A 22,905-nucleotide genomic window follows, 5' to 3' on the forward strand; every position below is an offset into this window, starting at 1 on the left:
CTTCACCGGCTCGGTCATCGCCTATGGCAAGCTGGCGGGCAAGGTCACGTCTGCGGCCACCAAGCTGCCGGGCGGGCACATGCTGAATGCCGGCGCGGCGGCGCTGTCGCTGATCTGCCTGATCTGGTACTTCAACACCGGCGGCTTCTTTCCGCTGTTCCTGATGACGCTGGCGGCGCTGTTCATCGGCTATCACCTGATCATGGGCATCGGCGGCGCCGACATGCCGGTGGTGGTGTCGATGCTCAACTCCTACTCGGGCTGGGCGGCGGCGGCCATCGGCTTCAGCCTCGGCAACGACCTGCTGATCGTGGTGGGGGCGCTGGTGGGCTCATCCGGTGCCATCCTCAGCTACATCATGTGCAAGGCGATGAACCGGCATTTCGTCAGCGTGATCCTCGGCGGCTTCGGCAACACATCCGGCCCCGCGATGGAGGTCGAGGGCGAGCAGATCGCCATCGAGGCCGATGGCGTGGCCGCGGCATTGAACGATGCCGACAGCGTGATCATCGTGCCCGGATACGGCATGGCGGTGGCGCAGGCGCAGCAGTCGGTCAGCGAACTGGTCCGCAAGCTGCGGGCCAAGGGCAAGACCGTCCGCTTCGCCATCCACCCCGTCGCGGGCCGTCTGCCGGGCCACATGAACGTGCTGTTGGCCGAGGCCAAGGTTCCCTACGACATCGTGCTGGAGATGGACGAGATCAACGACGATTTCCCCGATACGGATGTGGCCATCGTCATCGGTTCGAACGACATCGTGAACCCGGCGGCGCAGGAGGATCCCAACAGCCCCATCGCCGGGATGCCGGTTCTGGAAGTGTGGAAGGCCAAGCAGGTCTTCGTCAGCAAGCGCGGCCAGGGCACCGGGTATTCGGGCATCGAAAACCCGCTATTCTTCAAGGAAAACACCCGGATGTTCTATGGCGACGCCAAGCAGTCGCTGGACAAGCTGTTGCCGATGATCGACTGAGGCCGGCTCCGACGCAATCGGAAGAGGCGCTCGGCTCGGGCGCCTTTTCTTTTGCGAACCCGGCCCTGACCAAGCTACCGTCGCCCTTGCGGAGGTGGCCCATGGAACAGGTGAACGGAATTGGCGGTGTCTTCTTTCGCGCCCGCGATCCCGAGAGGCTGGCGGAATGGTACGAAACCCATCTGGGCGTGACACGGTTCACCGCCGGTCCCTGGCGGCAGCGTGCGGGGCAGACGATGTTTGCGCCTTTTGCCGAAGACACGGAATATTTCGGCGATACCCGGCGGCAGTGGATGTTCAATTTTCGGGTGAACGACCTGGAGGCGATGATCGCACAGTTGCAGGCCGCTGGCATTGCCGTCGAAACCCGCACCGAGTGGGACGGCGACATCGGCCGGTTCGCCCGGCTTCACGATCCCGAGGGCAACCCGATCGAACTGTGGGAGCCGAAAGGCTGAAAAGGTCGCTTTTGTATACGGCGGTATTCCGCTAAACATCTGAAATAAAACGGAATTGATGTCTTTCCGGGATCGCGTATAGTGGCCCGCATCCGCAGGAGCTTGTCATGACGCCGATCCAGGACCATCCGTTGCGCTACGCGCTGGCCAATGAGCTGCACGCTCGGCCCTTTCCGGCGGCATCGGCACCCTGCACCGTGGTCTTTCTGGCCATCAAGCAGCCTGTGGAGGCCGCGGCGCGGGACAAGGCCCGCGATCTCGCGCATCTGATCGATCTGCTCGACCGGCACGGCGTTCCGCACCCGCAGCCCGACGCCACGCATTATGCCGGGCAGATCGGACGGCACTGGCTCAAATGGGAGCAGCATACCGAATTCGTCACCTACACGGCGATTTCCCAAACCGTCAGCGAGCGGGCCTTCAACCCTGCGGATTTCGAGATCTTTCCGCAGGACTGGCTGATGCAAAGTCCGGGCCAAAGGGTCACGTCGGCGATGGTGCGGGTCGTGGACCATCCGGGCGAAGATCGGATCGACGAGGCTTTGGGGGAATGGTTCGAGGCCGAAAGCCTTGCCGTGGCGCGGGTGCTGGACGATGCCGCGGTGGCCGCCAGCGATTTCCGCATCGATCCGGCCGGGCACATGCGCTTTGCCCTCTTCGTGGCCCGCGAAACCGGACGCCGCCGCACGGGCAGGATCATCCAGCGCCTGTGCGAGATCGAAACCTACAAGGCGATGTCGATGCTTGGCTTTGCGCGGGTCAAGGCGCTGACGCCGCGCATCGGGGAACTCGACGGCCGGCTGACGGCCCTGATGACCGAGATGACTGGCGGAGGGGCGCAGGCCGACGAGTTGCTGCCGCAGCTCCTTTCGACCTCGGCCGAGCTCGAAACCCTGTCGGCGCGCTGCGCCTTTCGCTTCGGCGCCACCGGGGCCTATGAGGCCATCGTGAACCAGCGGATCGAAGTCCTGCGCGAAGAACGGTACCAGGGCCGCCAGACTTTTGCGGATTTCATGATGCGCCGCTACGAACCGGCGATGCGCACCGTCAAATCGACCGAAAAGCGGCTGGAGGCGCTGTCCGACCGCGCCATTCGGGCGGGCGAACTGCTTCGGACCCGCGTGGACGTTGAGCGCAGCGCGCAGAACCAGGCGCTGCTGGAGAGCATGGATCGGCGTGCCGATCTTGCCCTGAGGCTTCAGCACACGGTCGAAGGGCTGTCCGTGGTGGCGATCAGCTATTACGCGGTGTCGCTCGCGGGATACCTGCTCTACCCGTTGACCGGGGCCGGGATCAGCAAGGGGACGCTGACGGCGGCGATCACGGTGCCGGTCGTCGCCGCGGTCTGGTGGTCGGTCCGCCGGATCCGCAGAAAACTGGAAACCAAACCGTCCTGATCGGACAGCCGGTCGGGGCCGGTCAGCGGCCCCGAATCCTCGGGTCGAGCGCGTCGCGCAGGCCGTCACCCAGATAGTTGACGCTGAGCACGGTCAGCGAGATCGCCAGCCCCGGCCAGAACACCCGCTCGGGGTATTGCTGCAGGTAATCGACGCCATCGAACAGCAGGCGGCCCCAGGTCGGGAAATCGGGCGGGAAGCCCAGCCCCAGGAAGGACAGCGCACTTTCGGTGATGATTGCCGTGGCGATGCCCAGCGTGGCCGACACCATGATAGGCGACAGCACGTTGGGCAGGATGTGCCGGGTGATGATCTGGGTGTTGCTGGTGCCGATCGAGCGGGCGGCCAGAACGAACTCGCGTTCCTTGATGGCCAGCACGTCGCCGCGCACGATCCGCGCCGTCGGCATCCACGAGGTGATTCCGATGGCGCAGACGATCAGGATGAAGATCCCGCGTTCCAGCCCGAAGGCGGCCGAAAGCGGCTCGCGGAACAGCAGCATCATCACCAGCAGCAGCGGCAGCAGGGGTAGTGCCAGGAACAGGTCGGTCAGGCGCATCAACGGTCCGTCGAGCCGCCGGAAGAACCCGGCCAGCACCCCGATCAGCGAACCGAGGAGCAGCGCCAGCAGCATCGCGGTGATCCCGACCGAAACCGAGGTCTGGCCCCCCGCCATCATGCGCGCCAGTATGTCGCGACCGAGCTGATCGGTTCCGAAGGGATGTGCCCAGCTCGGGCCCTGGTTCCGTTCGCGGATCGCGGTCTGGGTCGGGTCGATGTCCCAGAAGAACGGGCCGAGATAGACCGAAGCGACGATCAGGATGAACAGGATCGCGCCGATCATGGCGCCGCGGTGGGTCTTGAACTGATCCCAGACATCCCGCCACTGGCTGCGCGGCGGGCTGACCAGTTCATCCATGACGCCGGCCGTGGGCAGCGCGGTCGAGGCCGGTACGAGTCCTTCGTCAGGGACCAGCGTGTCTGTGCGATCCTTCTCAGTCATAGCGGATCCTCGGGTCCAGAATGCCGTAAAGGACGTCGGCGACCAGATTGAACAAAACGATCAGCACGGCAAAGATGAATGTGAGGGTTTGTACCATCGGCAGGTCGTTGGCCTGGATCGCGCCGATCAGCAGCTGGCCGATCCCGTTCACCTTGAACACCTGTTCGGTGATGATGGCGCCGCCGAAGATCGCCGGAATCCCGAGGGCGATAACGGTGACGACCGGGATCATCGAGTTGCGCAGCACGTGGACCATGACCACCGTGTATTCGCTCAGGCCCTTGGCGCGGGCGGTGCGCACGTAATCCTGGTTCAGGTTGTCCAGCATCGATGCGCGCATGAACCGGCTCAGCTGCGCGGTGATCTGCAGGGCCAGCACCATCACCGGCATGATCATCTGCTGAAGCTGGATCACGAAGCTGTCCCAGTCCGTGACCTTGTGGGTGGTGTCGTAGATCGACGGGAACCAGCCCAATTGCACCGAGAAGATCACGATGACCAGAACCCCCGAGAAGAACGGCGGCACCGAGAACCCTACCATCGACACGAAGGTGCCCATCTGATCGAACCAGGAATACTGCCGATAGGCGGAATAGATGCCGATCGGCAGGGCGATGATGATGGCCACGACATAGGCCGTACCGACGACCCAGAGGGTCTGCGGGATGCGCTGAACGACAATGTCCATGACCGGCGAGCGGGTCTGCCACGAGATCACCCGCAGGTCGCCTTGCGAAAACGTCGTTCCGAAAATGTGGTCGATGAGAACCTGCGGCTCGATCCAGAAGAACTGCACGATCCATTTCCAGAACCGGATGTGCATGGGTTGGCCCAGCCCCAGCGCCTCGCGCATCTTTTCCTTCACTTCCGGCGGCACCGTCAGCGGCACCTGCGCCATCGGATCTCCGGGCGCGAGTTCGAGAAGCAGGAAGATGACAAGACTGATGAACAAAAGCGTCGGGACAGCCAGGACCAGACGTCGGATGGTGAAGGTCAGCATTCAGGTGCGCCTTGGTTTACGAGTCTTTTTCTTGCGGCCGCTTGTCAGAGGCCGCGCCCCGATACGAGTCGGAGCGCGGCATTGCAAGTGCAGTGATCAGGAACCGGTCTTGCGGAACCAGTCGGCAGCGTTCCAAAGCTCGCTGTCCCACACGTTCAGCACGACGCCGCCCAACGTGGTCGAATGCGCGGACAGACGGCCACGGTGCACCAGCGGGATCATCGCGCCGCCTTCGATCGCCATGTCGTTCAGCTGTTTGGCGATTTCGGCGCGTGCCTCGGCACCGGCGGTCTCGGCCAGCTTGGCATGCAGCGCGTCATACTCCGGGTTGCACCAGCGCGAGATGTTCTCGCCCTGCCACTGGGTTTCGGGGCGAGGCGCCTTGTCGCAAAGCAGGTTGCCCAGATAGGACTGCGGGTCGGTACCGTTGAAGGTGTTGGCGTACATCTGCACGTCGGCGTAGAACTTCTGGAAGGTGTCGGGCGAGCCCGGATCACCGCCGAAGAAGACCGAAGCGTTGATGTTGCGCAGTTCGGTCTCGATGCCGATCTGGGCCCACCACTCCTTGATCAGCGCCTGGAAGTCCTGACGCACGGCGTTGGTCGAGGTCTGGTAGACGACCTTCATCGGAACACCGTCGGGCGTTTCGCGCACGCCGTCGCCGTTGGTGTCCTTGTAGCCTGCGTCTTCCAGCAGCTGGTTGGCCGCATCCAGATCCTGTGTGTCGCAGGTGAAGGTGTCGGAATTGACCGCGGCAGGTGCGGGCACCCAGTTGCAGGTCACCTGACCGGCCTTGCCGTATCCGATTTCGACCAGCAGCGGACGGTCGATGGCCAGGGACATCGCCTTGTAGACCGCCGGGTCGGTTAGGAACGGATGCGGATGCGCGGCCGTCGAACGCTCGCCTTCCGGCAGGTCCGGCGACGGGTTCGTCTGGTTCAGCATGATGCGTTCGACCAGCGGACCGAAACCAGCCACCGGAATGCCTTTGCCGCCCGCTTCCATCTGCGCGATCACTTCCGGCGCCAGCTGCAGGTTCCAGGCATAGTCGAACTCGCCTGTTTCCATCACCGCGCGACCGGCCGCGGTGGCATCGCCGCCGCCCTTGAAGGTCAGCGTGGCAAAGGCCGGCTTGTTCGGATCACGATAGTTCGGGTTGGCCGACATGGTGATCACGTCGTTCGGCTTGAATTCGTCCACCACGAAGGGGCCGGTGCCGATCGGGCCGAAATTCTGCTCGGTGCATTCCGGGGCCTTGGCGCCGATGCAGTTCTCGAACTGGGCCTTCTGGATGATCGGGCTTTCGCCGCCGACGAACGGGCCGTAGGGGAAGGGCGTCGGGGCCTCGAACGTCACCTTGACGGTCATGTCGTCAACCGCCTCGACCGAGGTCACGCCTTCGAACTTGGTCAACTGCGCGCAGCCGCCTTCGGGGTGCATGCAGTAATCGGCCGTGAACTTCACGTCATGCGCGGTGAAAGGCGTGCCGTCCGACCAGACGATTCCCGGTGCGATCTTCCAGGTGATCGAGGTCAGGTCTTCGCTGACGCCGCCGTTCTCGACGGTCGGAATCTCGGCGGCCAGATAGGGCACCATGTTGCCGTCCTGGTCGTACCGGGCCAGCGGTTCGATGATCAGGGACGAGGATTCCACGTCCTTGGTGCCGCCCGACAGGAACGGGTTCAGGATCGACGGGGCCTGCCAGTAGATGATGCTGACATTGCCGTCCGATCCACGCTCGGCAAAGGCCGCCGGGGCCAGCGCCGTGCTTGCGATCGCACCAAGTAAAAGGGCTTTGGTTTTCATTCTACACTCCATGTTGGACACGAATGTGCCGCGTCTATCTCCGCATTGCCTGCGGATTTGGCGTTGCCGGTCGTAAGGTAAAGTATTGAAAACAAACGGTGCGCAAGCTGCGCGTCGTGGTTTTCGTTCTCTCCCCAGGAACGGTTACGAAGCGTATCGAAACAGAGTTTCCGAAAATTGCAAGCCTTGCCGTGGGGAAAATCTGCAATGGGTTTGACTTTCCCCTCCGAGCGGTCATAGCGTTTGTCGCACGACAGATAAGGGCGACCGAGGGGAGCGCGCGCGTGCTGGATCAGCCTATTGCACAGATCAGAAAACTCCGGGTCGAGTTCCAGACCAAGGATGGCCCCGTGGTGGGGGTCGAGGATGTCTCGTTCGAGGTCAGACCAGGCGAAACCGTTTGTATCGTTGGAGAATCCGGGTCTGGCAAGTCGGTGTCGTCGCTGTCGCTGATGCGGCTGGTCGAATTCGGCGGCGGCGAAATCGCCGGCGGCCAGCTGCTGTTCGACCGCCGCGACGGCGAGGAACTGGATCTGTCGAAGGTCGATCAGGATCTGATGAAGCAGATTCGCGGCAACGAGATCGGAATGATCTTTCAGGAGCCGATGACGGCGCTCAATCCCGTCTTCACGGTGGGCCGGCAGCTGACCGAGGGTCTGCGCATCCACAAGGACATGTCCAAGGCCGCGGCCGAAGCGCGGGCGCTCGAACTGCTGAGGCAGGTCCGCATTCCCGAACCGGAACGCAGGCTGCGGCAGTATCCACATGAACTGTCGGGCGGGATGCGCCAGCGGGTGGTGATCGCGATGGCGATGGCTTGCGAGCCGCGCCTGCTGATCGCCGACGAACCGACGACGGCGCTGGACGTGACCATCCAGGCCGAGATCCTGGCCTTGATGGACCGGCTCAAGCGTGAAACCGGAACAGCGGTGATGTTCATCACGCATGACATGGCGGTTGTGGCCCAGATGGCCGACCGCGTGGTGGTCATGTATCGCGGCAACAAGGTCGAAGAGGGGACCGTCACCGAAATCTTCGAGAACCCGCAGCACGACTACACCAAGGCGCTGCTGGCTGCCGTGCCGAAACTCGGGGAGATGCGGGGCAAGGCGGCGCCCGAGCCGATGAAGCTGTTGGGGGCCGAAAACCAGACCATCGCGCCGATCCCGGGCACGAACGAAGTGCTTTTGACCGTCAGGAACCTGACGACGCGGTTCCCGGTCAAGGGCGGCCTGTTGCGGCGCACGGTCGCGAACGTGCATGCGGTCGAGGATGTCTCGTTCACGCTCAACCGCGGCCAGACCCTCAGCCTCGTGGGCGAATCCGGCTGCGGAAAGTCCTCGGCGGGGCGCTCCATCCTGCGGCTGGTCGAGCCGATGGCGGGTGAGATCAACCTTGACGGCGTCGACATCATGAAGCTGGATCAGGCCGGCCTGCGCAGGGCGCGCCTGGACATGCAGATGATCTTTCAGGATCCCTTCGCGTCGCTCAACCCGCAGATGCAGCTTGTCGACCAGGTGGCCGAGCCGCTCAAGAACTACAACGTCGCCAGCGGCTCCGAACTGCAGGACCGCGTCGCGCATCTGTTCGACCGCGTGCAGCTGCCGCGCAGCTTCATGCGCCGGTTTCCGCACGAAATGTCAGGCGGACAGCGGCAGCGCATCGCCATCGCCCGCGCGCTGGCGTTGAACCCCAAGCTGATCATCGCGGACGAGGCGGTGTCGGCGCTCGACGTGTCGGTGCAGGCGCAGGTTCTGAACCTGATGATGGAGCTTCAGGCCGAGCTGGGGCTGAGCTATCTGTTCATCAGCCATGACATGGCGGTTGTGGAGCGGGTCAGCCATTACGTGGGGGTCATGTATCTGGGCCGGATCGTTGAACTCGGGCCGCGTGCGCGGGTTTTCGAGAACCCGCAGCACCCCTATACCCAAGCCTTGATGAAGGCGGTTCCGATCGCGGATCCGCACAAGCGCAAGTCGGAAAAGGATTTGAATTTCAAGCCGATACCGTCACCAATTCATCCTCTGAACTACCAGCCCGAACCTTCGGAGTACCGCGAGGTCGAACCGGGGCACCTGATCCTGACGACCGACAGCGGGTACTGATGGCATGACCCCGCGCCTCACGCCCCTTGAGATCATGACCAGGTTGATCTCGTTTCCGACCGTGAGCCGTGAAACCAACCTGCCGCTGGTCGATTGGGTCGAGGACTATCTTCGGGGTCACGGCATCGAGACCCATCGCTGGCCCGACCCGGACCAGCCGCACAAGGCGGCCTTGGTGGCGCATGTGGGACCAAGGGAGGAGGGGGCCATCGTACTGTCGGGGCATACCGATGTGGTGCCGGTCGATGGCCAGCCCTGGGAGACCGATCCATTCGAAGTCGTCGAGCGTGACGGAAAGTATTTCGGGCGCGGCACCTGCGACATGAAGGGGTTCGACGCGCTGGCGATCTGGGCGATGGTCGAGGCGCAGAACCGCAACATCTCCCGCCCGCTGCAACTGGCGCTCAGCTTCGATGAGGAAGTCGGGTGCACCGGAGCCCCGCCGATGATCCGGGCCATGCAGGACATGGTGCCGAAAGGCTCGGCCGTGATCGTCGGTGAGCCGTCGATGATGCAGGCGGTGACGGGGCACAAGGGCGGCTTCGGATACGATACCCACGTCGTGGGGTTCGAAGTCCACAGTTCGATCATGCATACGGGCGTCAATGCGGTGATGTCCGCGGCCCCGCTGATTGACTGGGCCAACCACCGAAACGCCGCGAACAGGGCGACAGAGCCGTCGGGAATGGCGGCGCTGTTCGATCCGCCCTGGACAACCTGTCATGTCGGGCAGATCAGCGGCGGCACGGCGCACAACATCACCGCCAAGGATTGCCGGTTCATGATGGATTTCCGCGTCGTGCCGGGCGAGGATCCTGCAAGCTGGCGGAACGCCTACCTGACCGAGGTGCGCGCGGTCGAGGCCGAGATGCGGGCGGTTCACCCGGAGGCGCGGATCGACGTGTCCGAGCATTTCGCCGTGCCGGCCCTGGAACCGGAGCAGGATGGCGAGGCCGAGACGCTGGTGCGCGCCATTACCGGCGACAATGCGCGCCACGTGGTCAGCTATGGGACCGAGGCGGGCCACTTTCAGCAGGCGGGCTATTCGGCGGTCATTTGCGGACCCGGCGACATTGCGCAGGCGCACCAGCCCAACGAATTCATCACCGTGGCCCAGTTCCAGGCGGGCCAGGGCTTCATGGAGCGGCTGTTGGACCGGCTGACCGGCTAGCGCCGCAAGACGCGTCAATCAGGGGAGGACTGGACATGCCGATCAAGAACCGGCTGGCCGAGATGCATGACGAAATCACCGGATGGCGCCGCCATCTGCACGCCCATCCCGAACTCATGTACGACGTGCACGAGACCGCCGCTTTCGTCGTCGCGCGTCTGAAGGAATTCGGAATCGAGGACATCACCACCGGTGTCGGCAAGACCGGGGTCGTGGCGGTGATCAAAGGCAGGACCGATACCAAAGGCCGCGTCGTGGGCCTGCGCGCCGACATGGATGCCCTGCCGATCGAGGAGGCGACGGGTGCCGACTATGCCTCGACCGTGCCGGGCAAGATGCATGCCTGCGGCCATGACGGGCACACCTCGATGTTGCTGGGGGCCGCGAAATACCTTGCGGAGACACGGAATTTCGACGGCACGGCGGTGCTGATCTTCCAGCCCGCCGAAGAGGGCGGCGCAGGCGGTCTTGCCATGTGCCAGGACGGGCTGATGGAGCGTTGGGGCATTCAGGAGGTCTATGGCATGCACAACATGCCCGGCCTGCCGGTGGGCGAATTCGCGATCCGGCCCGGCGCGTTGCTGGCCTCGTCCGACGAATTCGAGATCGTCGTGACGGGCAAGGGCGGCCATGCCGCCGCGCCGCACGAGGCGGTGGACACCACACTGGTTGCGTCGCATATCGTCGTCGCCCTGCAATCGGTGGTGTCGCGCACGGTGGACCCGATCAAGCGCGTGGTGCTGACGGTGGGGACATTCGAAACCGACAGCGTCGCCTCGAACGTGATCGCGCATACCGTGACCCTCAAGGGGACGGTCCGGACGCTGGACCCGGAATACCGGAGCATCGCCGAGGAGCGGGTGCGCCGGATCGCCGAGGATACGGCCTCGGCCTTTGGCGCCAGGGCCGAGGTGACATGGACGCCTGGCTATCCCGTCACGGTCAATTCCGAAGCCGAGACCGCCCATGCGGCAGAGGCGGCCGAAGCGGTGGCAGGCAAGGTGAATTCGGACACCGATCCCATCATGCCGTCCGAAGATTTCGCCTACATGCTTGAACAGCGGCCCGGAGCCTACATCTTTGTCGGCAACGGCGACACGGCGATGTGCCATCATCCCGCGTATGATTTCGACGACGATGCCATTCCGGCCGGGTGCAGCTGGTTCGCCGAATTGGTCGAACGCCGCATGCCGGCGGCGTGACGGGGAGAAAAAAGATGCCGATCAAGAATCGCCTTGCGGAAATGCATGCAGAGATCACGGCCTGGCGGCGTGACATCCACGAAAACCCCGAAATCCTGTATGACACGCACCGCACCAGCGCGCTGGTGGCCGAAAAACTGCGGGAATTCGGTTGCGACGAGGTGGTGACGGGCATCGGACGTACCGGAGTGGTTGGTGTGATCAAGGGCAAATCCGACACCCAGGGACGGGTGATCGGGCTGCGGGCCGACATGGACGCTTTGCCGATGCAGGAGCAGACCGGGCTCGACCACGCTTCGAAAACGCCGGGCGCGATGCATGCCTGCGGCCATGACGGGCACACGGCCATGGTGCTTGGGGCGGCGAAGTATCTGGCTGAGACGCGGAATTTCGACGGCACCGCCGTGGTGATCTTTCAGCCGGCCGAAGAGGGCGGTAACGGTGCCGAGGCGATGTGCCAGGACGGGCTGATGGACCGGTTCGGGATTCAGGAGGTCTATGCCATGCACAACGTGCCCGGCCTGCCGACCGGACAGTTCGCGATCCGTTCGGGGCCGTTGCTGGCGGCGGCGGACGAATTCGACATCCGGCTGGAAGGGCGGGGCGGGCATGCGGCCAAACCCCAGGAAACGGTGGATACGACGGTGATGCTGTCTCAGGTGATCGTTGCCTTGCAGACGATCGTGTCGCGCAACGTGGATCCGACCCTGCAGGCGGTCGTGTCCGTTACGTCGGTGGAAACCTCTTCGACGGCCTTCAACGTGATCCCGCAATCCGCACGGCTGCGCGGCACGGTCCGGACCCATTCCAACGAGGCTCGGTCGCTGATAGAAACGCGGCTGAAAGAGGTTGTCGAGGGTATCGCGGCTTCGTTGGGAGGCCGCGCCGAGATCCGCTACAGCCACGGCGTGCCGGTGACGATCAATGCCGAGGCGCAGACGCAATTCGCTGCCGAGGCGGCCATTGCCGTGGGCGGCAGCTGTACCGAGGCGCCGATGGTGATGGGGGGCGAGGATTTTTCCTTCATGCTGCAGGAGCGCCCGGGCGCCTTCATCGTTCTGGGCAACGGGGACACTGCCGGGCTGCACCACCCTGAATACGATTTCAACGACGAGATCATCCCGCTGGGATGCTCGTGGTTCGCCGAAATGGTCGAGCGCCGGATGCCGGCGGCCTGACCCATCCAAGGAGAGTTGAGACACATGCCAGTCAAGAACCGGTTCGCCGAATTGCACGATGAGATCACCGCATGGCGACGCGACATTCACGAAAACCCCGAGATCCTGTTCGATACCCATCGCACCAGCGCGCTCGTGGCCGAGAAACTTCAGGAATTCGGCTGCGACGAGGTGGTGACGGGCATCGGACGCACCGGCGTGGTGGGCGTGATCAAGGGCAAATCCGATACCAGGGGCCGGGTGATCGGCCTGCGCGCGGACATGGATGCGCTGCCGATTCACGAGGCGACGGGGGTGGACCATGCCTCGAAAACGCCGGGCGCGATGCATGCCTGCGGCCATGACGGACACACCGCCATGCTGCTCGGCGCGGCCAAGTACCTCGCCGAGACCCGCAATTTCGATGGCACCGTCGTGGTCATCTTCCAGCCCGCCGAGGAAGGCGGCGGCGGCGGCCGCGAAATGTGCGAAGACGGGATGATGGAGCGCTGGAACATCCAGGAAGTCTATGGAATGCACAACTGGCCCGGGAAACCCGTCGGCAGCTTCGCGATCCGGCCGGGCGCATTCTTTGCGGCGACGGATCAGTTCGACATCACCTTCGAGGGCCGTGGGGGTCACGCCGCGAAGCCACAGGAAACCGTGGACACCACGGTAATGACCGCGCAGGCGGTTCTGGCGCTGCAGACCATTGCATCGCGCAACGCCGATCCGATCGATCAGGTCGTTGTTTCGGTGACCTCCTTCGAGACCTCGTCCAAGGCGTTCAACGTGATCCCGCAAAAGGTCCAGATCAAGGGCACGGTTCGGACCATGAGCAAGGAGATGCGGGAACTTGCGGAAACCCGCATCAAGGAAATCTGTCAGGGGGTCGCCACGACGTTCGGCGGCACGGTGGATGTGAATTACATCCGCGGCTATCCGGTGATGGTCAACCACGACGAACATACCGAGTTCGCCGCCGAGGTGGCGCGGGCGGTGTCAGGCGATTGCGAAGAGGCGCCATTGGTGATGGGCGGCGAGGATTTCGCGTTCATGCTGGAAGAGCGGCCCGGGGCCTATATTCTGGTCGGCAATGGCGACACGGCGATGGTGCACCACCCCGAATACGACTTCAACGACGAGGCCATCCCGGCCGGGTGCAGCTGGTGGGCGGAAATCGTGGAACGGCGCATGCCGGCCGCGTGACGCAACGCGAAGGAACACTTGGGATACGTGAACGGCTCAGCCGAGTCGGAGCCGTTCGCAGAGCGCGTCCATGACGCCGTCCAGTGCGTGTTTCTGATCCGAGACGCATTCCCGCGCCGCGGTGCGGGCGGCTTCAAGGGCCGCATCGTCCTCCAGCCAGTGCGCGACCGCCTGGGCCAGATCCTCGGCGGTGTGCACCTCGACCGCGCCGCCGCTTTCGACGAGCGGCTTGTAGGTTTCCGCAAAGTTGAAATAGCCCGGTCCGGTGATCACCGCCGCCCCGGCCTGGGCCGGTTCGAACGGGTTGTGCCCGCCGATCTCCCTGAGCGAACCGCCCAGAAAGACAAGCGGGCAGAGCGCGTACCAGGTGCCCGTTTCGCCGAGCGTGTCTGCCAGGTAGACCTGCGTTTCGGACTCGATCCCCTGGCGCAAAGTGCGCCGGGCCATGCTCAGGCCGGCCTTGGAGATCAGTGCAGACACGTCGTCGCCCCGTTCGGGATGGCGCGGGATCAGCAACAGCAGAAGGTCGGGCCGGCGCGCCAGCAGCGCGGAATGCGCGGCCAGCACGATATCCTCTTCGCCTGCGTGGGTGGAACTGGCGACCCAGACGGGGCGTGCGCCGATCTGGTCGCGAACCTGCGCCAGCGTGTCCGCATCGACGGGCAGCGGATCGGACATCGCCTTGAGATTGGTGCCCGGCCTGACGCGCGCCGGATCCGCCCCCATCGCAACAAGGTTGGCGGCGGTCTTGTCGTTCTGGGTCAGAAACAATTGAAAGTGGTCAAGTACGAAGCGCGCGGTGTCGGGCCGGCGTTTCCACTGTTGCACCGACTTCTCCGAAAGGCGCGCGTTCAGCAGCGCCAGCGGCACGGCGCGCCGCGCGCTTTCCACGACCAGCCTGGGCCAGATCTCGCTTTCGACGAATATCCCGGCATCCGGCCGCCAGTGATCCAGAAACCGGCTCACCGGGGCCGGGGTGTCCAGGGGCGGATACTGGTGACGGGTCCGAGGCGGCAGGCGCTTGGCAATCAGCGCGGCCGACGTGGGGGTGCCGGAGGTGATCAGGAACTCGGCCTGCGGCAGACGTTCGCCGATGCGCCGGATCAGGCTCAGGACCGACAGGCTTTCACCGACGCTGGCGGCGTGAAACCAGATCACCTTCGCGTCGGGGCGCGGCATGCTGGGCTGGCCCAGCCGTTCCCGTTGACGGTCACGCGAAACACCGGCCCGCTCCAGCTTGCGTCGCACGACGGACCATGCAAGCGGCGCCAGAAGCGCGGTGGCGCCCCGATAGACCGAATAGAGCAGCGGTTCCTTGCTGCGCGGGTCTGGCACCCTAGCCGCCCGTGTGGCTCATGTGGCGGGGCATCTGCCCGGCGATCTGCTGGCGGGAATAGTCGAAATCGTGCCCCTTGGGCTTGCGGTCGATGGCGGCGCGAATGGCGTCTTGCAACGGCGCGTCGGTGTCCGGGTGATCGCGCAGGGGCTTGCGCAGATCGGCCATGTCTTCCTGCCCGAGGCACATGTAGAGCTCGCCCGTGCAGGTCAGGCGCACCCGATTGCAACTTTCGCAGAAATTGTGGCTGAGCGGGGTGATGAAGCCGATTTTCTGGCCCGTTTCTTCCAGCCGGACATAGCGCGCGGGGCCACCGCTCCGTTCGGCCAGATCCGAAACGCGGTAGTGCTTTTCATATTCGGCGCGCACATCCTTGAGCGACCAGTACTGATCCAGCCGGTTTTCGTTGCCGATATCGCCCATCGGCATGACCTCGATCCAGGTCAGGTCCATGTCCCGTTCGGCGCACCATTCGGTGAGGCGCGGAAGCTCGGCCTCGTTGAAGCCCTTCAGCGCCACCGCATTGATCTTGACGCGCATTCCTGCCTTTTGCGCCGCGTCGATGCCGCCCAGCACCTGCTTCAGGCGGCCCCAGCGGGTAACTTCGGCGAATTTCGCCTCGTCCAGGGTGTCCAGCGAAACGTTCACGCGCCGCACGCCTGAGTCGTAGAGCTGATCGGCAAAGCGGGACAGTTGCGAGCCGTTGGTCGTCAGGGTCAGCTCCTTCAGCGCCCCGCTGTCCAGATGACGGGTCATCGAGCGGAAGAAGGTCATGATGTCCCGGCGCACCAGCGGTTCGCCCCCGGTGATCCGCAGTTTCTGAACGCCCATGCGGACAAAGGTCGAACACATGCGGTCCAGTTCTTCCAGGGTCAGCAGATCCTTCTTGGGCAGAAAGGTCATGTTCTCAGACATGCAATAGACGCAGCGAAAATCGCAGCGATCCGTGACGGAAACACGGAGATAGGTGATGGCGCGCGCAAACGGGTCGATCAACGGAGCAGTCATGCGATATAGGTAAAGCGGAGAGCGGCCTGCGGCAAGAGCCAACCGTCTTTCGGCTGGCATGTCCCAAGCCTGAGAGATAGGGTCGCGGCCATGAAACATGTCCTTCTGATCCTGCTGATGCTGGGGGCCGGGTGTTCGGCCGTTCGCACGACGACGGACCGGTGGTTCGGCGAAGCGCAGGATCCCGCGATCTCGGCCGATGAACAGGCATTGCCCGAAGCGGAGCGGGCGGAACCCGCGCCGGAGGAAGACGCGGTGCCGGTGGCCGACAATCCGGGTTGGGAAGGCGCCAGACGGACGGTCGCCGGCCTTGGCGATCCGACACGCCCCGGACGCTGGATGGAAACGCCGCTGGTGTCGTCCGAGGTCAATGGCCGGGTGGTCACGCGGAGGACCGGGGCGCAGGCCTTCGTGCTGCTGATCCCGGCGCCGGGCCCGCAAGGCGGCGGCAGCCTTCTGTCGCTGGAAGCGATGCAGGCCATGCTGGTGCCGCTGGACGAGCTGGTGGAACTGGACGTTTATTCCGACTGATCGGCCAGGTATTTCGCCGCTTCCCTGCGGGCAAACGGTTTCATGTCCTCGCCATGGTCGTCCAGAAACGCGATGACGCGCTGCGCGTCGTGTTTCGACAGTTCGCGCAGCCACCAGGCGACGGCCTTCTGAATGAACCAGTCCCGATCCCGCACATATCCGGCGGCCCAGCCCAGAATGCGGTCGCGCCGGGCCAGATCGTCCGGCTTGGGGTGGTTCTGCTTGGTCCAGGGCAGGGTGGCGACCAGCACGGCGCGGCGCGTCCACATGTGGTCTGAGCGCGTCCAGTCCTGAACCTGATCCAGCCGCGCGGGATCGGCGACCAGCCGTTTCTGCATCGCCATGCAGGCGTGATCGGCCACCGCCCAGGCGTCGAAATCCGGCAACCAGCTCGTCAGCAGGGTCCAGACCTCCGGGTCGGGCCGGATCCGCGCCTGGGTCAGCAGTTTCGCGGCGGCCAGGCGTGCTTCGTGGATGTTCGTCCGCCACAGGGAATCGGCCAGTTCGACTCGTTCACCGACGGTTAGTTGCCGCCGCCACGCCTTGGTCAGGTCGTTCAGAACCGGATTGCCGACGCCCAGATACGGTCGGTCGGCCTTGTGATAGGAGGCCATCTGGGCGGCGCGCTCCGGATCGGCATGGGCCTTGATCTGGTCGAGATAGGGCGCAAGCATCGTGGATCAGTCCGGAACGCCGGTGGGCTTTCCGTCGATCGTCGAACGGTTCCTTTCGACCCAGTAGGCACGGATCTCGTCATCGGACTTTCCGTCCACCCATTTCTGCATCGTATCGCGCTCGGACCTGTAGTCCATGAACGGTACAGCGTAGCCGCAGGAGGTCTGCACCAGGTCCACCGCCATGTCGAAGATCTGCCGGGCGCTGCGATGGGCCGGAAACTGCGCGCCAAGCTCCGCCCAGTCGGCATCACCCGGCTGAACGGTTCGGGCGGTACCATAGGCGCGCAGGATCAGCGGGCGCGTCGTGAACGAACACCACATCAGGGTCATCCGATCGCTTTCGAGCAGATGACCCGCGGTTTCGTTGCCGCTGCCGGTCAGGTTCATCCACAGGATGCGGTTCGGGCCAAGGACGCGCAGCGAGTCCATCCCTTTGGGCGAGATATTCACCCGGCCCTCCGGTGCGGCCGTGCCGGTGAAGAACAGATGCTGCTCTTCGATGAATTTCCGATGGGCCGCGTCAAGCGCGGGAAACTGTTTGGCCATGCGTCACTCCACCGTCACGGATTTTGCCAGGTTGCGCGGCTGATCGACATCCGTCCCCTTGGCCACCGCCGTGTGATAGGCGAGAAGCTGGGCCGGTATGGCATATAGGATCGGCGTCAGGCTGTCATGGATGTGCGGCATCCGGATCGTGGTCCAGACGCCATCCTCGGCCTTCGCGATGCCGTCGTCGTCGGAGACAAGGATCACCTTGCCCTTGCGCGCCATGACCTCCTGCATGTTGGATACGGTCTTGTCGAACAGCGCATCGTGCGGGGCCATCACGACCACGGGCATATGCTTGTCGATCAGCGCGATGGGCCCATGCTTGAGTTCGCCCGAGGCATATCCTTCGGCATGGATGTAGCTTATTTCCTTGAGCTTCAGCGCACCTTCCAATGCCAGCGGATACATCACGCCCCGACCCAGGAACAGCACGTCGCGCGCCTCGCTCAGTCGCTGCGCGGCTTTGCGTATCGGCTCGTTCTGGTCGAGCGCGGCGTTCAGGGCTGAGGGCAGGCCCCGCAGCGCCGCCGCGTGATCCGCCATGTCCTCGGCCGACAGCGTGCCCCGGTCGGCCGCCGCCTTGAGCGCCAGCAGCAAGAGCACGGTCAGCTGACAGGTGAACGCCTTGGTGGAGGCCACGCCGATCTCGACACCGGCATGGATCGGCAGGGCGAGGTCGCTTTCGCGCGCGATCGAGCTTTCCGGTACGTTGACGACCGACACGATCCTGTCCGCCTTGCCGTCGCAATAACGCAACGCCGCCAGCGTGTCGGCGGTCTCGCCGGACTGGCTGACGAACAGCGCCAGCGTTTTGTCGGCCAAGGGCGGTTCGCGATAGCGAAACTCCGAAGCGATGTCGACTTCGACCGGGATCCGGGCCAGGGTCTCGAACCAGTATTTGGCGGTGAGGCAAGCATAGAAGGCGGTTCCGCACGCGACCATGACCAGCCGATCCAGCTTGGAGAAATCCAGCTCCGCCGGCAGGTTCACCCGGTCGCTGCCCGTGGGCAGGTAGGACCGGACCGCATCGGCCACGACAACCGGCTGCTCGGCGATTTCCTTGGCCATGTAATGTTTGTAGCCGTCCTTGCCGGACCGGGCCCGGTCCAACTTGATCTTGCGGATTTCGCGGTTGGCGAGTTCCCCGGATTCGGTCCGTATCTCCAACGACTCGCGTGTCACGACCGCGCGGTCGCCTTCCTCGAGATAGGTGATGCGATTCGTCAACGGCGCCAGCGCGATGGCGTCCGATCCGATGAACATTTCGCCGTCGCCATGGCCAACCGCCAGAGGCGATCCCTTGCGCGCCGCAACGATCAGGTCATCCTCACCGTCGAACAGAAAGGCAAGCGCGAACGCTCCTTCCAACCGGTCGATCGTCTTGAACGCCGCCTCGACCGGTTCCAACCCGCCCTGGATGTAGCGTTCGGTCATCAGCGCGACCGTTTCGGTGTCGGTTTGTGTCTGGAACGCGATGCCGGCTTCGGCCAGTTCGGCCCGCAGTTCGCGATAGTTCTCGACGATACCGTTGTGCACCACGGCGACCGACCCGGCCCGGTGCGGGTGGGCATTGGTCACGGACGGAGCACCATGCGTGGCCCATCTGGTATGACCGATGCCGGATTTTCCGGGCAGCGGATCGTGAACCAGCAGATCGCTCAGGTTCACGAGTTTTCCGACCGCGCGCCGACGGTCGAGGACACCGTTGTTGACCGTGGCGATGCCGGCGCTGTCATACCCGCGGTATTCCAGCCGCTTCAAGGCTTCGACGAGAATGGGCGCAACTTCGTGGTTGCCCAGCACACCAACTATGCCGCACATCCGTCAGACCCCCTCGCCTTGGCGGGTCTTTCGTGCCCTCAGCATCTCGAACAATCTGCGCGCGTGTCCCGGCTTGTTTTCCTGCCGCGCGCGGGCGACCGCCAGCGCGTCGGCCTCGACATCTCGCGTCACCACCGTCCCGGTCGCCGTCATGGCGCCGGCGCCCACGGCGACGGGTGCCACTAGCATCGTGTTCGAGCCGATGAACGCGTCCCTGCCGATGACGGTACGGTGCTTCATGACCCCATCGTAGTTGCAGGTGATGGTACCCGCACCGATGTTCGCGCCCGCGCCGATCGAGGCATCTCCCACATAGCTCAGGTGGTTGACCTTGGCGCCTTCGCCGATTTCGGCATTCTTGATCTCGACGAAATTCCCGATCCGCGCGGCTTCGGCAATCTCTGCGCCGGGCCGCAACCGCGCATAGGGTCCGACGACCGCGCCGCGGCTGACATGGCAACCTTCGAGGTGGGAAAACGCGCGGATCGTCGCGCCGCTTTCCACTGTTACGCCGGGGCCGAACACGACATTGGGCTCGATCACCGTATCGCGGCCGATCACCGTATCCGCGGCCAGAAAGACGGTTTCCGGAGCCATCAATGTCACGCCAAGCTCCAGCAGCTCCGCCCGGGCCCGCGCCTGAAATACCGCGTCGGCCGCGGCGAGTTCGGCCCTTGAGTTGACCCCGAGCGTTTCCTCTTCGGCGCATGTCACGGCCGTCACCTTCAACCCGCGCCGCCCCGCGATCTCGACGATGTCGGTCAGATAGTATTCGCCGGCCGCATTTTCGTTGCGGACTTCTTCGACGAGGGACAGAATGTTCGCGGCGTCACAGGCCATCAGCCCTGAATTGCAGAAGGTTATGGCGCGTTCCTGATCCGTTGCGTCCTTGAACTCGACGATCCTCTCCAAACGGTCGCCGCTCATGACCAGTCGGCCATAGCGGGCGGGATTCGCCGCTTCGAACCCGAGAATGACCAGATCGTGGGTCTTTCGGGCCGCCAGCATCCGTTCGAGCGTATCCGGCCGCAGAAACGGCGTGTCTCCGTAGAGCACGACAACGTCGCCCCGAAACCCCGCCAGCGCCTCGCTTGCGCAGCCGACCGCATGAGCCGTGCCAAGCTGTTCGTCCTGATGCACGACAATTGCGGTTTCGTCTTCGGCCGCTGCAGCCGCTTTGACCAGATCCGCACCGTGCCCGGCCACGATGATGGTGCGCTCGGGCTCGAGAGCCGCGCCGGCGCGCATCGTGTGGATCAGCATGGGAACCTGGGCGATGGGATGCAGTACCTTCGGCAAGTCCGAATTCATCCTGGTGCCTTGTCCGGCCGCAAGGATGACAAGTGCGATGCTCATGAATGCGTTTTCTCTTTTGTTTTGTCGGCAACCGTTTTATCCGCTGGTTTCCAAGGCGCAAGCGGTTCATCCATCAAACAACATTGCCGTTTGCAACACGCAAAGGCGGAAACTCGCCGAAGCCGGAGGCAGGATGCGCACGGTCATTTTCGATCTCGACGGCACGCTGGCGGACACGTCCGGCGATCTTCTGGCGGCCGCAAACCACTGTTTCCGGCTGATGGGGCACGGCGACGTATTGGTTGAGGATGGGGATGCCGCGATCGCCCTGCGCGGCGGCCGGATGATGTTGACCCGCGGGCTGGAACGCCTGGGCGTCTACGATGCCGCGACGGTGGATCAATACTATCCGGTGCTGCTGTCGGCCTATGGCGAGGCCATCGATCGCCACACCTTTTTCTATCCCGGTGCGCTGGATGCGGTCGAGGCGCTCAGGTCGGCCGGCTACGGGGTGGGAATCTGCACGAACAAGCCCGAAGGGCTGGCCGATCTGCTGTTGCGGCGCCTCGGCGTGCGCGAGGTGTTCGGCTCGCTGGTCGGGGCCGACACGCTGCCGGTGCGCAAACCGGATCCGGAACCGTTGCGCGAGGCGGCGCGGCGCGCCGGCGGCGATCCCGCAAGGTGCGTGCTGATCGGGGATTCCGATACTGACCGGCATACGGCGCGCGCCGCCGGCGTGCCTTCGGTTCTGGTGACGTTCGGGCCGTCCGGCGAAGACATGGCGGCGCTGGAGCCCGACGCGCTGCTGCATCATTTCGACGATTTGCCGGATCTGGTCGCGGAACTGATCGGCGACGCGGCGTAGATTGCGCCTCCGGCGCGATGCCCCTTGACCGGGCGAGGCCAGCGCCCCACAAGACGGTATGACCGAACGTTTCACCGGCAGTTTCACGCAGCAGGAACCGATCCCAGACGATGCGATCGAGGCCGCCGTGGCCGTACTGCGCCACGGTCGCCTGCACCGCTACAATGTCGCGTCCGGGGAGTTGAGCGAAACCGCGCTGCTGGAACGGGAGTTCGCGGATTTGATGGGTGCCCGGTACTGTCTGGCGGTGGCTTCGGGCGGCTATGCGCTGGCCACCGCGCTGCGTGCCGCCGGCGTCGGGCCGGGCGATCCCGTGCTGACCAACGCCTTCACGCTGGCCCCGGTGCCCGGTTCCATCGCATCGGTCGGCGCGCATCCGGTCTTCGTGGACGTGACCGAAGCCCTGACCATCGATCTCGACGACCTGGCGGCCAAGGCGGATCAGGCCAGGGTTCTGATGCTCAGCCACATGCGCGGCCATCTGTGCGACATGGATCGGCTGATGGAGATCTGTGACGGCGCGGGTGTTCTGGTGATCGAAGACTGCGCCCACACGATGGGTGCGCGCTGGAACGGCGTCTTGTCGGGGCGTCATGGCGCCATCGCCTGCTATTCCTGCCAGACCTACAAACACGTGAATTCGGGCGAGGGCGGGTTGCTGATCACCGATGACGAGGATCTCGCCGCCAGGGCGGTGATGTTGTCCGGATCCTACATGCTGTACGAGCGGCATCTGGCCGCGCCGCGCCCCGAGGTGTTCGAGCGGATCAAATACGACACGCCCAACATCTCCGGCCGGATGGACAACCTGCGGGCGGCGATCCTCAGACCGCAACTCCGGAACCTCGATACTCAGGTGGCGCGGTGGAACGAGCGCTATTTCGAAATCGAGTCCGGGCTGCGCGGCACGCCCGGCCTGACAATCGTCGAGCGGCCCGAGGCCGAGGCAATTGTCGGATCCTCCATCCAGTTTCTTCTGCTCGACTGGGCCGCCGAACGGGTGAGTGAGGTCATCCGTCGCTGCGCGGCGCGCGGGGTCGAGCTGAAATGGTTCGGCGGGGCGGAGCCCACGGGCTTCACCTCCCGCTATGACAGCTGGCGCTATGCCAAAAGCGCGCCATTGCCCAGAAGCGACCGGATTCTGGCAGGCATCATCGACATGCGCGTGCCCTTGACCTTTTCGCTGGAGGATTGCCGCCTGATCGCGCGCATCATCCGCGCCGAGGTTGGCGCGGTGTACCAGTCGTGAGGCGGCCGGCCGCCTAGGTTTCTTGCGGCACGCCGATCGGGCGCCATCCGGAACGGATCGGCGCCCTTTTTTCCTGTATGGCTGGCGGTGCGCGA

General features: G+C 64.3%; 20 protein-coding genes. 11 read left to right on the forward strand and 9 right to left on the reverse strand.

Going from position 1 to position 22,905, the window contains the following annotated elements:
• From AC2FNJ_RS00005 to AC2FNJ_RS00015, 3 genes are all read left to right on the forward strand, one after another.
• Positions 1-970 (forward strand): NAD(P)(+) transhydrogenase (Re/Si-specific) subunit beta (locus tag AC2FNJ_RS00005; RefSeq protein ID WP_496761528.1); only part of this gene is annotated, 970 nt, incomplete at its 5' end.
• A 101-nt stretch (positions 971-1,071) separates the two neighbouring features.
• Positions 1,072-1,428, forward strand: coding sequence for a VOC family protein (locus tag AC2FNJ_RS00010; protein WP_496761529.1), 357 nt, complete (start codon positions 1,072-1,074; stop codon positions 1,426-1,428).
• A 107-nt stretch (positions 1,429-1,535) separates the two neighbouring features.
• Positions 1,536-2,825, forward strand: a complete 1,290-nt coding sequence (locus AC2FNJ_RS00015; protein ID WP_496761530.1) for a DUF3422 family protein — start codon at positions 1,536-1,538, stop codon at positions 2,823-2,825.
• 22 nt (positions 2,826-2,847) lie between these two features.
• Here AC2FNJ_RS00015 and AC2FNJ_RS00020 read toward each other — a convergent pair whose 3' ends face one another.
• From AC2FNJ_RS00020 to AC2FNJ_RS00030, 3 genes are all read right to left on the reverse strand, one after another.
• Positions 2,848-3,828, reverse strand: a complete 981-nt coding sequence (locus tag AC2FNJ_RS00020) for an ABC transporter permease (protein ID WP_496761531.1) — start codon at positions 3,826-3,828, stop codon at positions 2,848-2,850.
• On the reverse strand, positions 3,821-4,828 hold the full coding sequence (locus AC2FNJ_RS00025) for an ABC transporter permease (RefSeq protein WP_496761532.1): 1,008 nt from the start codon (positions 4,826-4,828) through the stop codon (positions 3,821-3,823). The genes AC2FNJ_RS00020 and AC2FNJ_RS00025 overlap by 8 nt, the downstream gene beginning before the upstream one ends.
• A gap of 96 nt (positions 4,829-4,924) precedes the next feature.
• On the reverse strand, positions 4,925-6,634 hold the full coding sequence (locus AC2FNJ_RS00030; RefSeq protein WP_496761533.1) for a peptide ABC transporter substrate-binding protein: 1,710 nt from the start codon (positions 6,632-6,634) through the stop codon (positions 4,925-4,927).
• Positions 6,635-6,918: 284 nt separating this feature from the next.
• On the opposite strand from AC2FNJ_RS00030, the gene AC2FNJ_RS00035 reads away from it, so the two are divergent.
• From AC2FNJ_RS00035 to AC2FNJ_RS00055, 5 genes are read left to right on the forward strand one after another with little or no spacing between them, the layout of a single operon-like run.
• Positions 6,919-8,739: an ABC transporter ATP-binding protein gene (locus AC2FNJ_RS00035; RefSeq protein ID WP_496761534.1), complete on the forward strand. Its 1,821-nt coding sequence runs from the start codon at positions 6,919-6,921 to the stop codon at positions 8,737-8,739.
• Positions 8,740-8,743: 4 nt separating this feature from the next.
• Positions 8,744-9,910, forward strand: a complete 1,167-nt coding sequence (argE, locus tag AC2FNJ_RS00040) for an acetylornithine deacetylase (protein ID WP_496761535.1) — start codon at positions 8,744-8,746, stop codon at positions 9,908-9,910.
• A gap of 35 nt (positions 9,911-9,945) precedes the next feature.
• Positions 9,946-11,112 carry a M20 aminoacylase family protein gene (locus AC2FNJ_RS00045; protein WP_496761536.1) on the forward strand — a complete coding sequence of 389 codons (1,167 nt, stop codon included), beginning with the start codon at positions 9,946-9,948 and terminating at the stop codon, positions 11,110-11,112.
• Positions 11,113-11,126: 14 nt separating this feature from the next.
• Positions 11,127-12,290, forward strand: coding sequence for a M20 aminoacylase family protein (locus AC2FNJ_RS00050; protein ID WP_496761537.1), 1,164 nt, complete (start codon positions 11,127-11,129; stop codon positions 12,288-12,290).
• A gap of 24 nt (positions 12,291-12,314) precedes the next feature.
• On the forward strand, positions 12,315-13,478 hold the full coding sequence (locus AC2FNJ_RS00055; protein WP_496761538.1) for a M20 aminoacylase family protein: 1,164 nt from the start codon (positions 12,315-12,317) through the stop codon (positions 13,476-13,478).
• Positions 13,479-13,514: 36 nt separating this feature from the next.
• On the opposite strand, the gene AC2FNJ_RS00060 is transcribed toward AC2FNJ_RS00055, so the two are convergent.
• Together AC2FNJ_RS00060 and moaA are read right to left on the reverse strand one after the other, a co-directional pair.
• Positions 13,515-14,813 (reverse strand): 3-deoxy-D-manno-octulosonic acid transferase, encoded by a 1,299-nt coding sequence (locus AC2FNJ_RS00060; protein ID WP_496761539.1) that lies wholly within the window; start codon positions 14,811-14,813, stop codon positions 13,515-13,517.
• Position 14,814: 1 nt separating this feature from the next.
• Positions 14,815-15,822 carry a GTP 3',8-cyclase MoaA gene (gene moaA, locus AC2FNJ_RS00065; protein ID WP_496761861.1) on the reverse strand — a complete coding sequence of 336 codons (1,008 nt, stop codon included), beginning with the start codon at positions 15,820-15,822 and terminating at the stop codon, positions 14,815-14,817.
• Between the two features lie 90 nt (positions 15,823-15,912).
• Here moaA and AC2FNJ_RS00070 point away from each other — a divergent pair, with 90 nt between their 5' ends.
• Positions 15,913-16,353: a hypothetical protein gene (locus AC2FNJ_RS00070; protein ID WP_496761540.1), complete on the forward strand. Its 441-nt coding sequence runs from the start codon at positions 15,913-15,915 to the stop codon at positions 16,351-16,353.
• Here the strand turns inward: AC2FNJ_RS00070 and AC2FNJ_RS00075 are convergent.
• The 4 genes from AC2FNJ_RS00075 to glmU are packed head-to-tail and all read right to left on the reverse strand — an operon-like array spanning position 16,341 to position 20,756.
• A complete protein-coding gene (locus AC2FNJ_RS00075; protein ID WP_496761541.1) occupies positions 16,341-17,027 on the reverse strand; it encodes a DNA alkylation repair protein in 687 nt (228 codons plus the stop codon). The two genes, AC2FNJ_RS00070 and AC2FNJ_RS00075, sit on opposite strands and share 13 nt — an antisense overlap.
• Before the next feature lie 6 nt (positions 17,028-17,033).
• Positions 17,034-17,576: a pyridoxamine 5'-phosphate oxidase family protein gene (locus tag AC2FNJ_RS00080; protein WP_496761542.1), complete on the reverse strand. Its 543-nt coding sequence runs from the start codon at positions 17,574-17,576 to the stop codon at positions 17,034-17,036.
• 3 nt (positions 17,577-17,579) lie between these two features.
• A complete protein-coding gene (gene glmS / locus AC2FNJ_RS00085) occupies positions 17,580-19,400 on the reverse strand; it encodes a glutamine--fructose-6-phosphate transaminase (isomerizing) (protein WP_496761543.1) in 1,821 nt (606 codons plus the stop codon).
• 3 nt (positions 19,401-19,403) lie between these two features.
• Entirely contained in the window at positions 19,404-20,756 is a 1,353-nt protein-coding gene (glmU, locus tag AC2FNJ_RS00090; RefSeq protein WP_496761544.1) for a bifunctional UDP-N-acetylglucosamine diphosphorylase/glucosamine-1-phosphate N-acetyltransferase GlmU, read from the reverse strand.
• A 133-nt stretch (positions 20,757-20,889) separates the two neighbouring features.
• Here glmU and AC2FNJ_RS00095 point away from each other — a divergent pair, with 133 nt between their 5' ends.
• The gene (locus AC2FNJ_RS00095) at positions 20,890-21,561 is read left to right on the forward strand and encodes an HAD-IA family hydrolase (RefSeq protein WP_496761545.1); all 672 of its coding nucleotides are present in this window, start codon (positions 20,890-20,892) and stop codon (positions 21,559-21,561) included.
• 58 nt (positions 21,562-21,619) lie between these two features.
• A complete protein-coding gene (locus AC2FNJ_RS00100; protein WP_496761546.1) occupies positions 21,620-22,810 on the forward strand; it encodes a DegT/DnrJ/EryC1/StrS family aminotransferase in 1,191 nt (396 codons plus the stop codon).
• Positions 22,811-22,905 lie beyond the last annotated feature (95 nt).

The organism is Ruegeria sp. BHSB196, assembly GCF_059613135.1.

Excerpts from the sequence above, each read along its gene's own strand:
- AC2FNJ_RS00010 (WP_496761529.1), top strand. The coding sequence starts at position 1,072 with ATGGAACAGGTGAACGGAATTGGCGGTGTCTTCTTTCGCGCCCGCGAT.
- AC2FNJ_RS00015 (WP_496761530.1), top strand. The coding sequence starts at position 1,536 with ATGACGCCGATCCAGGACCATCCGTTGCGCTACGCGCTGGCCAATGAG.
- AC2FNJ_RS00020 (WP_496761531.1), bottom strand. The coding sequence starts at position 3,828 with ATGACTGAGAAGGATCGCACAGACACGCTGGTCCCTGACGAAGGACTC.
- AC2FNJ_RS00025 (WP_496761532.1), bottom strand. The coding sequence starts at position 4,828 with ATGCTGACCTTCACCATCCGACGTCTGGTCCTGGCTGTCCCGACGCTT.
- AC2FNJ_RS00030 (WP_496761533.1), bottom strand. The coding sequence starts at position 6,634 with ATGAAAACCAAAGCCCTTTTACTTGGTGCGATCGCAAGCACGGCGCTG.
- argE (WP_496761535.1), top strand. The coding sequence starts at position 8,744 with ATGACCCCGCGCCTCACGCCCCTTGAGATCATGACCAGGTTGATCTCG.
- AC2FNJ_RS00045 (WP_496761536.1), top strand. The coding sequence starts at position 9,946 with ATGCCGATCAAGAACCGGCTGGCCGAGATGCATGACGAAATCACCGGA.
- AC2FNJ_RS00050 (WP_496761537.1), top strand. The coding sequence starts at position 11,127 with ATGCCGATCAAGAATCGCCTTGCGGAAATGCATGCAGAGATCACGGCC.
- AC2FNJ_RS00055 (WP_496761538.1), top strand. The coding sequence starts at position 12,315 with ATGCCAGTCAAGAACCGGTTCGCCGAATTGCACGATGAGATCACCGCA.
- moaA (WP_496761861.1), bottom strand. The coding sequence starts at position 15,822 with ATGACTGCTCCGTTGATCGACCCGTTTGCGCGCGCCATCACCTATCTC.
- AC2FNJ_RS00070 (WP_496761540.1), top strand. The coding sequence starts at position 15,913 with ATGAAACATGTCCTTCTGATCCTGCTGATGCTGGGGGCCGGGTGTTCG.
- AC2FNJ_RS00075 (WP_496761541.1), bottom strand. The coding sequence starts at position 17,027 with ATGCTTGCGCCCTATCTCGACCAGATCAAGGCCCATGCCGATCCGGAG.
- AC2FNJ_RS00080 (WP_496761542.1), bottom strand. The coding sequence starts at position 17,576 with ATGGCCAAACAGTTTCCCGCGCTTGACGCGGCCCATCGGAAATTCATC.
- glmS (WP_496761543.1), bottom strand. The coding sequence starts at position 19,400 with ATGTGCGGCATAGTTGGTGTGCTGGGCAACCACGAAGTTGCGCCCATT.
- glmU (WP_496761544.1), bottom strand. The coding sequence starts at position 20,756 with ATGAGCATCGCACTTGTCATCCTTGCGGCCGGACAAGGCACCAGGATG.
- AC2FNJ_RS00095 (WP_496761545.1), top strand. The coding sequence starts at position 20,890 with ATGCGCACGGTCATTTTCGATCTCGACGGCACGCTGGCGGACACGTCC.
- AC2FNJ_RS00100 (WP_496761546.1), top strand. The coding sequence starts at position 21,620 with ATGACCGAACGTTTCACCGGCAGTTTCACGCAGCAGGAACCGATCCCA.